At 40.6% G+C, this 15,922-nt stretch carries 10 protein-coding genes and 2 pseudogenes; 2 read left to right on the forward strand and 10 right to left on the reverse strand.

The annotated features are described in order from the left end of the window. Window positions 1–219: 219 nt before the first annotated feature. The 6 genes and pseudogenes from EWV84_RS14795 to EWV84_RS14820 all read right to left on the reverse strand — a co-directional run bounded on the left by EWV84_RS14795 (window position 220) and on the right by EWV84_RS14820 (window position 9,684). Window positions 220–954, reverse strand: a complete 735-nt coding sequence (locus EWV84_RS14795) for a M15 family metallopeptidase (protein WP_287078598.1) — start codon at window positions 952–954, stop codon at window positions 220–222. Between the two features lie 31 nt (window positions 955–985). Next, on the reverse strand, window positions 986–2,377 hold the full coding sequence (locus tag EWV84_RS14800) for an NAD-dependent malic enzyme (protein WP_287078599.1): 1,392 nt from the start codon (window positions 2,375–2,377) through the stop codon (window positions 986–988). A 212-nt stretch (window positions 2,378–2,589) separates the two neighbouring features. After that, window positions 2,590–4,705: pseudogene (locus EWV84_RS14805) on the reverse strand (O-linked N-acetylglucosamine transferase, SPINDLY family protein). Between the two features lie 12 nt (window positions 4,706–4,717). Continuing rightward, window positions 4,718–6,808 (reverse strand): O-linked N-acetylglucosamine transferase, SPINDLY family protein, encoded by a 2,091-nt coding sequence (locus tag EWV84_RS14810; protein ID WP_287078601.1) that lies wholly within the window; start codon window positions 6,806–6,808, stop codon window positions 4,718–4,720. 17 nt (window positions 6,809–6,825) lie between these two features. After that, entirely contained in the window at window positions 6,826–8,979 is a 2,154-nt protein-coding gene (locus tag EWV84_RS14815) for an O-linked N-acetylglucosamine transferase, SPINDLY family protein (RefSeq protein WP_287078604.1), read from the reverse strand. Between the two features lie 204 nt (window positions 8,980–9,183). After that, complete coding sequence (locus EWV84_RS14820; protein ID WP_416361050.1) at window positions 9,184–9,684, reverse strand: c-type cytochrome; 501 nt, start codon at window positions 9,682–9,684, stop codon at window positions 9,184–9,186. A gap of 20 nt (window positions 9,685–9,704) precedes the next feature. On the opposite strand from EWV84_RS14820, the gene EWV84_RS14825 reads away from it, so the two are divergent. After that, window positions 9,705–10,766, forward strand: a complete 1,062-nt coding sequence (locus EWV84_RS14825; RefSeq protein WP_287078605.1) for a mechanosensitive ion channel family protein — start codon at window positions 9,705–9,707, stop codon at window positions 10,764–10,766. Between the two features lie 44 nt (window positions 10,767–10,810). Here the strand turns inward: EWV84_RS14825 and EWV84_RS14830 are convergent, their stop codons facing one another. The 3 genes from EWV84_RS14830 to EWV84_RS14840 are packed head-to-tail and all read right to left on the reverse strand — an operon-like array spanning window position 10,811 to window position 12,593. Continuing rightward, window positions 10,811–11,491 (reverse strand): GerMN domain-containing protein, encoded by a 681-nt coding sequence (locus EWV84_RS14830; RefSeq protein WP_287078606.1) that lies wholly within the window; start codon window positions 11,489–11,491, stop codon window positions 10,811–10,813. A gap of 36 nt (window positions 11,492–11,527) precedes the next feature. Beyond that, complete coding sequence (locus EWV84_RS14835) at window positions 11,528–12,343, reverse strand: LmeA family phospholipid-binding protein (RefSeq protein WP_287078607.1); 816 nt, start codon at window positions 12,341–12,343, stop codon at window positions 11,528–11,530. A gap of 7 nt (window positions 12,344–12,350) precedes the next feature. Beyond that, window positions 12,351–12,593 (reverse strand): hypothetical protein, encoded by a 243-nt coding sequence (locus tag EWV84_RS14840; RefSeq protein WP_002763591.1) that lies wholly within the window; start codon window positions 12,591–12,593, stop codon window positions 12,351–12,353. Between the two features lie 645 nt (window positions 12,594–13,238). On the opposite strand from EWV84_RS14840, the gene EWV84_RS14845 reads away from it, so the two are divergent. Continuing rightward, window positions 13,239–15,203, forward strand: a complete 1,965-nt coding sequence (locus EWV84_RS14845) for a flavin-dependent dehydrogenase (RefSeq protein ID WP_287078608.1) — start codon at window positions 13,239–13,241, stop codon at window positions 15,201–15,203. Window positions 15,204–15,471: 268 nt separating this feature from the next. Here EWV84_RS14845 and EWV84_RS14850 read toward each other — a convergent pair. Then, a pseudogene (locus EWV84_RS14850) lies at window positions 15,472–15,922 on the reverse strand (RNA-guided endonuclease InsQ/TnpB family protein); the annotation flags it as partial.

The raw sequence follows: 15,922 nt of genomic DNA on the forward strand, positions 1-15,922 counted from the left end.
TATAAAAAGTTTTTCTAAAAAGTTTGTGCGTTACGGCAATATTTAGACCTTGATTTTTTCCCTAAAAACAATGGATTGCCTAACGCACCCTACGTTTATTTCTGTTTGCCTAATTGTTGGGCTTTATAAAAAGTTTTTCTAAAAAGTTTGTGCGTTACGGCAATATTTAGACCTTGATTTTTTCCCTAAAAACAATGGATTGCCTAACGCACCCTACGTTTATTTCTGTTTGCCTAATTGTTGAGCTTTATAAAAAGTTTCTAAACTGTCACTATCCCCGACAAAACGCCAGTGCCAAGGCTCATAATTGATACCCTGGGGATTGTTTTCGGGGAAAGATAACTCGAAACTATACTGAGCAGCGTTATTTTGCAACCAACGAAAAGCGGCAGTATTAGCAAAACTGGTACTTAAATTCGTTGCGGGAGCGCTACTATCGCCAATATCGATCGCATAACCGGTATGATGTTCACTGTAACCCGGAGGTGCGCTCACTTCTGCTCGTTTGCGGGTTGGCTGATTGCGTTGTTTTTTCACTTCAAAAAAGAGCTTTTCTTGGGTTGCTTTCGATCGAAAAGCCGAAATTGGCATTAAAATCACCCCCGACCTTCTTGCGTCACTCTGCATCTGGATAAAAGCCTTGGCTGCCGGTTTCCTTAAACGCATAGCACCATCCCCAGTAATAGGGGCTAATTCCGTCTCTGGAGCCTCTTGGTAGGGTAAATGACCTAGAATGTTCTCAATGGGGCTAGGAGTGGCTTTAATGACGGGTGAGGGGTTAATAACTGGTTTTTTTAGGGAAGCAGAGGGACGATTCAAGACTACTATGGCAATTATCCCAGTTCCCAGCAGAGCGAGTAAACCGCTTGCGATCGCAAATATCCCCAGAGAATTAGTAGTTTGTCTGTACTGGCTGTCCCGTAAAGCTTCGGGAATATCATCGATCGGTTTCACGGTTTACTTACCCTCCTCCAAGATAATTACATTATTCCCCGGCCACTCCATCTTGACGAGCAGCGTGTTGAACGGCGGCGGCCACAGCCGTAACTACACGACTATCAAAAACCGAGGGAATAATATTCTCTCGATCGAGATTAGCAGGAGTGATCAAAGAAGCGATCGCTTTGGCCGCTTCCAGATACATATTATCGGTGATTGCCCTAGCGCGACAATCCAGGGCCCCGCGAAATAATCCGGGGAAAGCGAGAACATTATTAATCTGATTGGGATAATCGCTGCGTCCGGTAGCCACCACTGCCACCAAATCATTGATTAATTCCGGTTGAATTTCGGGAATCGGATTAGCCATGGCAAACACGATCGCATCTTTAGCCATTCCCTTGACCATTTCGGGAGTCAATACCCCCGGTGCGCTCACCCCCAAGAAGACATCAGCGCCTTTAAGAGCATCCCCTAGCTTCCCACTGGCAGCCACGGCCCAAGCTTGTTTTTCTGGGGTTAAATCGTCCCGGTTTTGGGAGAGGATGCCATGGGAATCACAGAGGGTTATATCTGTAGCTCCTGCGGTTTTAAAGAGAGTAGCGATGGCGATTCCCGCCGCACCCGCACCATTAATGACGATTTTGACTGTATCAAGCGATTTTTTGACCAATTTGAGGGCATTAATCAGGGCAGCCAGGGAAACGATCGCTGTACCGTGTTGATCATCGTGGAAAACGGGAATATTTAATTCCGCTCGCAGACGTTTCTCGATTTCAAAACAGCGTGGAGCGCCGATATCCTCTAGGTTAATACCCCCAAAAACCGGAGCGATTCTTTTGACGGTTTCGATGATTTCTTCGGGGTCTTGGGTGGCTAAACAGATGGGAAAAGCATCAATTCCGGCGAATTCCTTGAATAACATCGCTTTCCCTTCCATTACCGGCAAGGCAGCCTCTGGCCCGAGATTTCCCAATCCTAATACGGCGCTACCATCGGTGACAACAGCGACGGTGTTACCCTTGATCGTCAATGAGTACACTTGTTCGGGTTGGTGGGCAATAGCGGTGCAGATGCGACCAACTCCGGGGGTGTAGGCCATGGCCAGGTCATCTTGGGAGGTGAGGGGAATACGACTTTCAATGGAGATTTTACCCCGACGATGGAGGTCGAAGGTGCGATCGGAAACTTTAAGAAGTTTAACATCCGGTAGAGCTTTAACCGCGGCGATAATCTGTTCCGCTTGGTCGGTACTAGCGGCATCAACCATAATCTCGCGGGTGCTAATCTTTAAATTGCGTTCGATCAGAGAAATTTGCCCTAAATTACCCCCGACATCGGCGATCGCATTGAGGACAGAAGCGAAGGTTCCCGCTTGATTGGGGATTTCTATCTTGAGACTTAAACTATAGCTAGGATTGGGCGTTAAATGAACCATGCTGAAGGCTTCCAATACTGATAAATATTGATTATCTTCTATCTGTGAGGGACTTTGGTATCTAATCGCGCAGTTTCTTTAGCTATTATGATCCCTGTGGGCCTAACACCAGTGGGACCACAGGGAGTCAGACCATGGCAGTTATCTTAATCATGAGGTGGGAAGTTGTCCTTTTAGGGGAGTCAGTCCTCGGTCGTCGATGGCAAATTAGGTTAGACTTCATCTTGATGAGAAAGGCTGTAAATATTCCACATTTGCCGATAAGCAGTTTCTAAATCTCTGGTAAATTGTTTGGCATTCCAGAGGGGAGATGTATGACGAGACTTTCGGAGTTTCCAACGGACTTCTTCTCTTAAATTTAATGCCGGCATTTTTCATAAAAGTATAGCTATTGCGGGCCGCAAATTGTTCACCAACCCTAGTGACTAAAGGAATCCCCATCCAGAGGGTTTCTAGGGTTGTGGTAGCACCATTATAGGGATAGGTATCGAGAACTATATCGGCAATTCCTAGATTAGCGCGATGGGTTTCTTCATTGAAATCATTGGGCAAAAATCTTAATCTATCTTGACTAATTCCCAATTCATCGGCACTTTTGAGAAATAATTCTCGAATGGTTTCTTTATCGGCAAAACCTTTGATTAAAAGATAGCTATTAGGAACCTGTTGGAGAATCTGCAATTGCAGACAAATCATGTTTAAGGTGCGTTTTAATCCCGATTGCACGGTCATATAAATAATAGCATCATCGGGAATATTTAAATCTGTTCTTCTCCTAGTGGGAACCCCCACTTCAAAACCATCTACGGATAAATAAGAGTTAGGAAGTCGGATGATTTTTTCTGAATAAATTTCTTGAGCATTTTCGGGTAAAACGTAGTTATCGGCAATAAAATAATCAATCGCAGGAATTCCCGACGCATCTAATCCTAACCAAGTTACCTGTATCGGTGCTGGTTTTAAAGCCATTACTAGATAAGTTGTATTATTGGTTAAGCTATCAAGATCCACTAAAATATCTAATTTGTCTTGACGAATTTGGGCAGTTATTTGTTCAATTTTTGCCGGCAAGTTATAGCTATAATCTGAGTTATTTTTAAACCATTTTTCAGTAATTTCGTCCGCTGCTTGGTTGACACAATAGGTGTAAATTTCAAATTTATCTCGATTATGATAGTGAAATAACCAGCGACTTAACCAACCCACAGAATGACGACGGAGAGTATAGGCAATATAACCAATTTTTATTTTTCTTGCTGGAGATTTTGGAGAAGAAACAGGAGCAATATAGTTATAGCGGGTTCTTACATCTGCTTGAAAAATTTCTGCTAGTTTACTTTGTAAATAGCGATTAATTTTCGGATTATCTTGATAGTAGGGAAGACAGCTAGTAACTCCTAAAATAGAGTCGATAATAAAGGGACGTGCATTAAATTGTTCGGCATTAATTTGTCGCTCGATTAGTTGTGTTAATTCATCGATAAATTTAGGTAAATTTACCCAGTCTCCCTTAGCTTGTAAAATACCAATTACTAGAGAAAGTCCGAACAGCTTTTCAGTAGTTGTCTGACAATTTTTATAAAAATTATCGGCAATTTCTAGAGCTTTTTTATAATCAACAGTGTTGGTTTTATAAAGATTAAACAAACTATTTTTTAGGTATAAATCCTCTGGTAAAAAGCGCAAACAAAGTTCTACTAAATTAATAGCAAATACACTTTGTTTTTGTTGATAACCATAATTGACAATTGCTGAGATAACTTTGGCTGCAATTATTTCTGGATTATTGATATGTAAGGCTGCTAATTCTAAAAAGTGGATGGTATCAGTACAGGGGTAGATTAAAACTTTTTCTGTCACTCGCAGCAGTAAATCAAGATTAATTGCTGCTGTAGCTGTATTATCTAACAGTTCAAATACACACCAATCACTGCACTTTTCCATCGCAAAATATTGGAATTGTATTTCTAATTCCATCAGATGCAGGAGATTATTTAAACAACTAGGATTAAGATTTTGTAGCTGCCATCGAATGAGATAACTTGTCTCTAGTCTTTGGGAATTTTCTTGTCTGGTTGCCTCTGCATCTAGGATTTGAGTTAAAGTTTCTATCCACCCCGATAATTCTGATTCGGCTGCTTGACTCAACACCAGTAACCAAGTAGCTTGTGCGTCTTCTTCTCTATCTTGTAAAAGATAGGCTAATCCTAGATAAAAATAATCCTCAATTACAGGAGAATTGTTTTCAGTTAATTGTTCATAAAACTGCAATACCAGTTGATAATTGTTGTCGTTTAAATGGGTTTGTATGTCTTGATGCCATTGCATAGTTTTTATCCTCTAAGATTGACAATAAATATTCCACATTTGCCGATAAGCAGTTTCTAAATCTCTGGTAAATTGTTTGGCATTCCAGAGGGGAGATGTATGACGAGACTTTCGGAGTTTCCAACGGACTTCTTCTCTTAAATTTCCCGCATTCATCATTAAAGTATAACCGTTGCGTGATGACCATTGTTGCCCCACTTTAACCACGAGAGGAATTCCCATCCAGAGGGTTTCTAGGGTGGTTGTACCACCATTAAAGGGATAGGTGTCCAAAACCACATCAGCGATGGCTAAATTTGCCCTGTAGGTTTCCGTCTGATAGAGAGGAAGCATCTTAATTCGATTAGTTTCTACCCCAACTTCTGCGGCAATTTGACAGAATAAATCCAGGAGGGAATTATCATCAGCAACTCCTTGAACCAGGAAATAACTATTAGCTACGGATTTGAGGATTTGCATTTGTAAGCGAATCATCGCAGGATTACGCTTAATTGCCGTTTGAGAACTTAGGTAAATAACCGCATCATTATTAATACCTAAATCTTCTCTTCGCAGGGTAGGAACGGCTATTTCAAAACCATCCACAGCGACAAAAGCGTCAGGTAAACGCCAGATTTTTTCTTGATAATATTCTTGGGCATTTTCTGGTAGTACATAAGCATCCGCTAAAAGATAATCTACTGCGGGTAAACCGGAACCATCAAAACCTAACCAGTTAACTTGAATAGGAGCAGGTTTTAAGGCAATAACTTTGGCAACGATTGCCCCAGTGCCACTATCTAAATCCACAAGAATATCGATGTTATCTTCTTTGATTTTGCGATAGGTTGCTAGGGAATCAGCAGTAGCATGATAGATTTTATCTGCGGGATTAGAAAACCATTGTTTAGTTATTTCATCCACAGGTTGACTCACCATATAAAGGTGAATATCAAACTGCTCACGATTGTGATAACTAATAGTCCAACGACTCAATAAACCGACGGGATGACGTTTTAAGCTTTGGGCAATGTAACCAATTTTCAGTTTTTTATTGGCATTATCTTCTCTAGGTTTGTCAAAACTTTCCTCCTGAAAACCCAGCATTGCTTTGTAGGTTTCTTGGAAAAAACTGCCAATCTGACTTAAGAGCGGTCGATTCTCTTTCGGGTTATCTTCATAGTAAGAAATCGGGTTCATAACTGTTAGTAAAGCTCCCCGAACTAAGGGATGTATATCTTGGGGCTTTTTTTCTATAAATTCTTTAATTAAGTGTTTATACTCTTGACAAATACTAGGAATGTCATTCCATTTTGAGGCTCGTAAAGAACCACTAAAGAGGAGCGATTGACTAAACATTTTTAAATCAATCGTTTGACTTTTCTCTTTCAACTTATTGACTAAATTGATGGCTTTTTCATGGTCAGGTAAAGAGATATAAAACCAAAATAAATTAACTTCTAAGTACAAACTTTCGGGATAAAGGGGAAGAAAAGCTTCCGCTAAGTCAACGGAATAAATAGGTTGATATTTCTCAAAAGCAAAGCGTCCAGCAACAGTGATGACGTGATTAAGTAATTCTAGAGAATTGCCAAGATGGGGTAAACTTAACCGAACTAATTCTATGGTATATTCATGAGCGTAAGGTATGACGGCAATTACTACCCGTTCCAATAATTGAGAGTTAACTGAACCCTGATTAATTAATTCTAGTATTTGCCATTCTTGCAGTTGTTGAGGATGAAATCTATTTAATTTAATTTCAACGAGAGTTAAATGCAGTAAATTATCGAGATAACTGGGATTAATTTCCTGTAGATGTTTACGAATTAACCAACTGATTTCTAGATTTTCTAACTCTAATTGTCGGTTAGCTTCGGCTGCTAAAATATTGCTTAATTCTAGCAGCCACGAATCAGTTTCCTGTTCTTCTACTTGAGTGAAAACAAATAACCAAGTAGCTTGTGCTTCTTCTTCTTTTGCCTGCAAAAGATAGGATAATCCTAAATACCAATAATAACTAATTTCTAGGGGTTCTCTTTCTATCAGTTCTTCGTAAAACTGACTAACAATATCGTATTGATTGTTTTCTAAAGCGGTTTTTACTTCATTGTGCCAAGACATGATTTAATTCTCCCTGATTAACTTTCACAATAGATTTGCCACATTTGACGATAGGCGCTTTCCACATCTTTAGTAAACTGACGTGCATTCCAAATCGGGGAAGTTTGACGAGAAGCTTGCAATTGCACGGCTATGTTTTTTCTTAATTCCTCATCCATTCCTAATTTTATTCCCCACTGAATATACTCCTCATCACTCCAAGCAATACCCTCGCTAATTCCCGCATAAGTCATAAAAGTATAACTGTTACGACTGGCCCATTGTTGTCCAACTTTTGTCACTACAGGAATACCCATCCAAAGAGTTTCTAGAGTAGTGGTTGCACCACTATAGGGATAGGTATCGAGTACCACATCGGCAATTTGGAGATTAGCGCGATGAATTTCTTCATTAGCAACTCCTGAGAAAAAGCGCAATCTATTTTCATCGATTCCTTCCTCTTTAGCAATGCTGATAAATAAATCTTTGATAAGCTTTTCACTTCCCGCACCTTTGATTAATAAATAACTGTTAGGTACTGCTTTAATAATCTGCATTTGTAAGCGAATTGTGGCAGGATTTCTTTTTAATCCCACTTGCAAAGTTAAATAAGTAATTGCGTCTGCTGGTATGTTTAAATCCTCTCGGGTTAGCGTTGGTGTTCCGATTTCAAATCCATCCACGGCAAGATAACAGTTAGGCAAGCGCCAAAGCTTCTCTTGATAAAACTCTTGGGCATTTTTTTCTAGAACTAGATTATCGACAAGGAAGTAATCAATAGCAGGTATTCCTGTGGCATCTAATCCTAACCATGTTATTTGAATTGGTGCGGGTTTAAGTGCCATAACTCGACAGGTGACATCATGAGTTATACTATCTAAATCTACTAAAATATCGATGTTATCTTGATTAATTTTTTCGGCAATAATTTGGGGATTGGCAGGTAAATTATCATACTTATCCACCTTATTTTTAAACCATCGTTCCGTAATATCGTCCTCGACTTGATTGACTAGGTAGAGATGAATATTAAAGTCGTCTCGTTGATGATAATGAATTAACCAGCGACTTAAAAACCCGACGGAATGTCGCCGTAAAGTATGGGCAATATAGCCAATGTTTAGCTTTTTATTGACATCTTTAGGTTTATTGTACTTGGTAATAACGTGATTAAATTTTTTTCTAACTGCCTCTTGAAAAAGTTTGGCTAACTGATTACTTAACCAGCGATTACCTACTAAGTCATCTTTTAAATAAGCTAAGGTAGAAGTGATAGAAATAACCTCAGCTTGATTTCTCATTGGACATTGACACCGCTCTAAGTTATTTTGAATTGCTTGATAATATTCTTGGGTTTTATTGTCAATATTTAACCAATTACCTGCTAAAAGTTCCGTATATAGCAGCAGATAAATACCATCCAGTTTTGCAGCTTTATCATTGGATAAATTCTTGATTTTATTAGCAGTTTCTAAGGCCAAATCAAAGTTACCAGTCTCGATATAGTATTGATGAATTTTGTACAAAAGTAGTAAGCGATCGGGTATAATATCTAGACAGCTAAGAGTCAAAATAACAGCATTAGTTTTATCGGTATAATAAATTTTTTCAATATGTTGTTCGATAATTTCCAATATTGCCGATTGTTGTGACTCTATTTTTAAAAGGGTTATGATAATATCCAGAACTTCTTGCGCTGGCCAATCTAGAAGTTTATAGATTGTGTCTAGGAGTAAATTTATATCGAAAGTTTCTAACTTGTTTGAATTAATTAAATCAACTATTTGCCAATCTTTAAGTTTTTGGGGATAAAAATATTCTAGCTTAATTTCTAACAGGACTAAATATAATAAATTTTCTAGGTTATCTGGATTTATCTGGTAGATATGCTGACGAATTACCCAGCTTAATTGCCAATTTTTTAGCTTAACTTGTCTTTGCGCTTCCCCATGCAAAATATTGACTAAATCTGCTGTCCACGCAGTCATTTCCTGTTCATCCCCTTGACTGAGGACGAATAACCAAGTAGTTTGTGCTTCTTCTTCCCTAGCTTCCAAAAGATAGGCTAATCCTAAATACCAATAATGACTAATTTCTAGGGGTTCTCTTTCTATCAGTTCTTGATAAAACTGGCTAACTTGCCAGAAATCTCCTTGGATAATTGCCGGTTCAACTTGGGAATGCCAAGACATAAGTATTTATCGTTAAGTGTCTCTACTAGCGTACCCAAATAGAAGCAAAATTTTTCTATATAAGTAAAATTTATCAGTCGCTCAGGGGTTTGGTTTTGGGGTTTTAGGGTTTTAGGGTTTTAGTTGAAATTCCCCATTCCCCCATTCCCCCATTCCCCACCCAGTTTCAATGGGTCTTAGCTTACCATCAATGTCAGCCAAGAGTCAGTTTTTTGAAAGATTTTCTAAATAAACCAATAAATCGGCCATAGCTTGAGAATCGGGCTGAAATTTGGGCATTGGTGGGGTTTTACCGCTAATTACCTGTTCAATCAGACTAATTCTCGATTTGCGATGGGAAACGTCCTCTAAACTCGGTCCGACGATGCCATCAGCAAACTGACCGTGACAAGCAGCACAGTTAATCTGAAAGATTTCGTAACCGCGACTGACATTACCTTGTAGGGATAACACCTCTTTAATGTAGGGATCTGACATCTTAGCCAGATGAAAGGTGATTAAATAGGTGCTAATCAAGAACAAAACCACGATTATAACCATTAAGAATCGATAAAGTCCGAATTTTGGTTTAACTAACTGACTATTCACGCAAGCTGCCGAAGGAAAGATGAGTTTATCTTTACATTTTGCAACTTTTTGCCCCAAAATTCCACCGCCGCTGCTAGAGATAGAGAAATGGGGAATAATATTAAGACAAAAGCGCATCTTTTTCTAACCCTCTAGCAATGAACCTATTAACCAGACTGGAAGATTGGCCCTATATTATCTTACCTATCACCATCATCCTCAGTTTCCTGCTGTTGGGATGGCTCGTAGAACAGCGCGTTGTCAGTCAACTTTTATCGATTGCCAGAGAAAAAAACCTGCGTTTCTCGGAAGGGGTTTTACGTTCCCTGCGTGGATTAAGTATACTTTGGTTCGGACTTTTGGGTTTAAATATTGCCCTCTCCCTTCCCAATCTTCCCCTCTTTCCCTCCCTCATTTTCCTGAGCAAACAATTTCTGCTAGTGGCTTTTTTAGCTTCGGCCACTTGGGTTGTTGCTCAATTATCCGTGGAAATATTACGAGTTTATACCACGGGAGATGATGGCATTTCTTCCCTAACTTCCCTATTTGAATTTCTCGCCAAAGTTCTGATTTTTAGCTGCGGTTTTTTGCTTATTCTAAGCTCGATTGGCATTTCGATAACTCCGATGCTTACTGCCTTTGGTATTGGGGGTGTCTCCCTCGGTTTAGCTCTCCAAAATACCCTAGCTAATTTAATGTCGGGGATTAATATTATCACTTCTAAAAAAGTTAGACCGGGAGATTATATAGAACTGAGAACAGGAGAAGCTGGTTATGTGCGAGATGTGGATTTAAGATGCACAGTAGTCGAAGAAATTACCAATAATCTTTTGGTTATTCCCAATGCTCAGATCATTTCTTCTAGTTTCCGTAACTATAGTTTACCAGATCACTCCCTACTGGTTCCCGTGGAAGTGGGCATTAGTTACGATAGTGACTTAGAAAAAGTCGAAAAAGTTACCCTAGAAGTCATGCAAGAAATCGCCCAGCTATTGCAACCTAACCTCGGTGACTATCAACCCTTGATCCTTTATCGTAAATTCGATTACTATAGTATTCTGCTAACAGTTTATCTCAAGGTGGTAGAAGAAGAATTTTTTCAACATCTCACCATTAAACACGAATTTATTAAACTCCTACACCGACGCTATCAGCAAGAAGGAATTAAAATTCCCTATCCAATTCTTTTTCCCTATCCCCCCAGTAATCCCCCTAGTTAACTTCAATTCGCTATCGCAACCAACAATTGAAATGCGCGGACAAATTACAATTGATAATTCTCCTTAAAAAACTTACGAGTCATCGGTTGGGCAACTTCAATACCGTGGCCTTCTCCTAATAATTCTAGTGGTTTTCCTTCCACTTGAATCCAGACTTTGGCATTGGGATTCTCGGTGGTAGTAGTATAGATGATTTGTGCCAAACGACCGATCAACATATCAGGGCCATCATCAGTGCCAAACTCGCGCGAGAGATTAATCTTAATTCCAGTTTTATCTACTTTTAAATCAAGTAATTTAGTCCCGGGGGGAATAGTAGTCATATCCGGAGGATTACTTGGACCAGCTAATAGAATCTTCAATACTGCTGTTAACTCTCGGTCGTCGCTATCTGCTTTTTGAACGGTAATTTCTTGGGTGACTAATTGATTACCCGTATCAGTCACTTTTAACCAATAAACCTGTCGATTTTCCCTAACAGGAATATCTGCAGGAGTTGCTGTCGGACTTGTCTCCACTGGACCGGGAGAAACTGGTTTAACAATTGGTGATTGACTTATCGGCACTGGAGTGGGAGATTCAATCGGGTTTTCGCTGTTTTTCTGGGAGGAAGATAGGTGATGGACGGCAAACCAAGCAGTGGCCCCACCAGCAGTAAATAAAGCGAGGCCGATACCAATTATCCAAGGTAAAGAGATTTTATCGCTAGAGCGAGAACTCGGCATAATACTGAAACATCTCCTGTTTTCCGACCGTTAAATTTAATTGGGGTTCCCCGATCGAGGTTCAATGCTGCCAAAGGCGGCTATACTCAGCTTATCATCGTCGATCTGCAATTGGAGAAGGCGGGCGATAATTCCTTGTTTCTCGAAGTTTTTTAAATCTAACTGGGTGGATATACCCTCGGCAAACCCCTTGAGAAGACGCGAGGAGAGGCGACGACCATTAAGAGTGGCTGTGGGGTCAATAAGCTCGATTTTTCGCCCCTGCACTAGCTTAAATCCCACTTCTAAGCTCAGATCGAGGCTGGCTGCCGGTTCGTCCGGCCGTTGTGTCTCTAGCTCCAGCCTCAGAGCGACTCGATTATTATTAAGAAAGTTAAAACTTGCTTGACTAAGTTGATATTTTGTGCTATCAGATTCTTCCCTAGAGGGAATCAGATTATTAATCAGGGTCTGAATTTGTTCTTTGACCGCTGCCGATTGTAGAGCTTGATTAACATTAGTTTCCGTGAGGACGAGATGCAATGCCCCCGCAGCTGGTCGGCGCAAGGCGGCGGCTAAACTGCCGTTTTTTTGCTGTAATCGCCGCAAATCGAGGCTAATTGGCTCAGTTTCTAGCTCGATCTTCTCAATGCGAACATCAGCAAGGGGATAAATTCCCCTTGCAGAAATGCGAACTCGATCGATTTTGCCTTGCAGAGCCTGATAATTGGGAGTATTATCGACCCTCACGGCTAATTGTTCCACTTTTTGGACTTGGGAGCGAAGGGTATGGGCTAAAACCGTATCGATAATTGCCCCCGCCGGAGTTAACAGGGTCAAAACACTAGCGAGAGTGATTGTTAGCCATTCCATCGCTCAATTACACCCATCCAGCTAAATTTTGCCAAGCATTAGTCAAAAGCTGACTTAACCAACGTCGTTGCACTTGATCTAAAATCGGGTCTTCTGCGAGAATTTCTTCAGTAAGATCATCGAGAGATTGACCCTGAGCGCGGGCCATTCTAATAATTCCCGCAATCACGGCAGCGATCATCTCCTCATCGACGGGACGCTGTCGGAGGGCGGCAATTTCTTCGGGGGTAGTCGGGATGGGATAATTCATAATCAGATGGGGCTGGCTGTGTATTAATCTAGGTATTTGACGCTCCCCGAAGCACTCATGCGAGGGATTCTTGGTTCAACAAGTCCACTTACTTTAGATTCCTTGCGTTATCTAAAACAGAGGTGGTTCTTTCCCCAAGCGTTACTTTTCGTGCGCCCCACGATAGTTGTACTTCTACAAAATTTGCTTGAATTGAAGTATTAGCTTCAAATACTGTGTTGTCTAGTTCCTGCCAAGATTTTACCTACCTACAGGTAGAAACTAGAACAATTAGGTAGAACCCCAGATCTTTGATTGTCAAGGTACAGCGTTAGTCATTAGACTACTGGGTTTTTAGAGCGGTTGATTACCCTATCCGCTATACTTATACAGTAGCTAATTTTCATGAGTAGGTCAAGACCCTTAAAAGAAGAAGTTATTCGAGATTTTTTTAGGAGACTAGACACTTACTTTTTAGCTGTGCTTCGCTGTTCTATGCTGGCGGAACCTTTCATCTCCGAGGTGAAACCGAGAGTTCCTTCAAGCCGACATTTTAGGTAAAGTTTTTTAAACTTTTTTCAGAAAACTTTTTGTGTAGTCTAGCGTAATCGGACCATTTTTGACTTGGTACTTTTGGATATTTTTGGGTGTAATAGCTAAATCAAGATGAGAGAAATCCTTTACAGAGAAATTCCGACTCCCGACTCGATCGCCGTTTGTCAGTGGTTACAATCCGATTGGCAACCCGCCAGCGGTGTCAAGACAAATACACCTAACGGGGTGAGATTGCGCTTATCGGAGGCGATCGAATTGTCGATCTTTGTCTGGACGTTGCAACGGACTACTTATTTAAAAGTTTTCCGCTGGGGTGAGCGATCGCATGACCGAGAAACATCCCTGATTCGGCAGCTCGATCGAGCTTTACAAAAGCGTTTTCCGCCGCAGTATAACACGATACCAAACATCGATCAAAAAAATCACTCAATTTTTACAGATTTAGAAGCGGACTATCCCCTAACGGTTCACTACTTCCGCAAAATGCCGCAAGGGGAGGCGGATTTAGAACGTTTGTATTGGTGGGAAAAACGTTGGCGCGACAGTGCCAAAAATCCCCAACAACCGCGGCCGGTAATTTTCTCTAGCAGCGAGGAAAATGATCATCCCATCGCCTATGACTTAATTTATATTGGTGGTGCCTTGGGGGCAATTCACGCCGCACAGATGGCCAAATTAGGTTATCGAGTCCTCTTAGTAGAAAGACTACCTTTCGGACGGATGAATCGGGAATGGAATATCTCTCGATCGGAGTTTCAAAGTTTAATTAATTTAGGCCTATTTACTGCCGAAGAATTCGAGGAATTAATCTTCCAAGAATACATCGATGGCTTTAATAAGTTTTTTGATGGCAATAATCCCCCCCATCTGAAAGCCGAAATTCTCCATACTCCCACGGTTTTAAATATCGCCATTAATTCCGATAAATTGCTGCAATCCTGCGGTAAAAAAATACAGGATTATGGCGGTAAAATTCTCGATCAAACCGAATTTATTAAGGCTGATATTACTGCCAATAGTGTTACTGTCACCCTTAATCATAGCGGGGAAATTCAACAGATAAAAGGCCGTTTATTGATTGATGCTATGGGTTCCGCTTCTGCCATCGCTTGGCAATTAAACGGAGTGCGTGCCTTTGATAGTGTCTGTCCGACGGTGGGGGCAGTAGTAGAAGGATTCGAGCCGCTGGTGTGGGATTCTCACTATGGCGATGTCTTAAATTCCCATGGCGATATTTCTAAAGGTAGGCAATTAATTTGGGAATTATTTCCGGGGGAAGGAAAAGAATTAACCTTTTATCTATTTCACTATCATCAAGTCCATCCCGATAACCCCGGTTCTCTGTTGGAAATGTACGAAGATTTCTTTACTATTTTGCCGGAATATCGACAGTGTGACCCAGAAAAATTAACTTGGAAAAAACCAACCTTTGGTTATATCCCGGGGCATTTTAGCACAGGGAAAAAAGATCGAATTGTCTCCTTTGATCGCATTTTAGCCATCGGTGATGCTGCCTCCCTGCAATCACCGTTAATTTTTACTGGGTTCGGTTCTTTGGTGCGTAATTTAGAGCGCTTAACCCATCTTTTGGATACGGCATTGAAACACGATTTACTAACAGCTAAAGACCTAGAAAATGTGCGTGCCTATCAAAGTAATGTGGCGGTAACTTGGTTATTTTCTAAAGGAATGATGGTTCCCACGGGAAAAACCTTACCCCCCCAAAGAATTAACGCCATGTTAAACACATTTTTCGGTTTATTGGCCGACGAACCACCGGAGGTTTCTGAAACTTTTATTAAGGATAAAACTGATTGGTTGACCTTTAGCCGTTTAGCAATTAAAGCGGCCAGAAAAAACCCCGCTTTACTGTTATGGATAGCAGAAATGGCTGGCAGTCAGGATTTAATTCGTTGGTTGGGTTCTTATCTCGATTTTAGCCTTGATGGAGTCAAAAATCTGCTTTTTGGTTCCTGGTTTCCCCAATGGTTAAAAAACTCCCAAAGCTGGCTAGAAAAAGACAATCCTCGCCTATGGTTAAAGTTATTGAGTTTTAATTATGGCCTAAGAAATTAAGTAGGAGACTCCGAGACTCCGAGAGAGCTATCGGGGATCAGATTTGAGTTTTTATACTAAATCCAGTTATTAAAGACTGATTATTTATTCCCACTTTTGCCTTTTGCATGAGTGTCTTTTGCCTGTCTTCATAAGTAGCCTATACTCAACGGATTTAGTGTTTGTGGAGTTAAGAAACTGTTGGAAAAGTTAAAGAATGCGCTTACCTACAGGTTCTAACTGCGATGCTGATGTGAACTACTCTCAAGGTCGTTGAGAGCTTCCTATTTCACGGGGGAGGGTTCCTCAAGACGGACTTACACCCAGCTTTTGGTCTGACATCCCCGACCTGGGCAGTATCGCGCTTTTCCTAACGACAATATCCGTAAGCTTTCATCTCGAATATTTATTGCCGCATTTATGTCCCGGTCATGGATTGTTTTGCAATGCACACAAGTCCAACTCCTAACATCAAGGGATAAACTACCCACTTGATTCAGACAGACATGACAAGTTTTAGAACTAGGGAAAAACCTATCAACTTCAATATAGGTTTTTCCTTGCCATTCTGCCTTGTATTTGAGCATTGTACAAAACATTCCCCAACCACAATCACTAATAGCCTTAGCTAAATTATGATTGGGTACCATGGCTTTAACATTGAGGTTTTCTACCGCAATAACTTGGTTTTCGTTAACTATCTTACGGGATAGCTTGTGGAGAAAATCCTCACGACATCT

Source organism: Microcystis sp. M_QC_C_20170808_M3Col (assembly GCF_007095505.1).
Taxonomy (GTDB): Bacteria; Cyanobacteriota; Cyanobacteriia; order Cyanobacteriales; family Microcystaceae; genus Microcystis.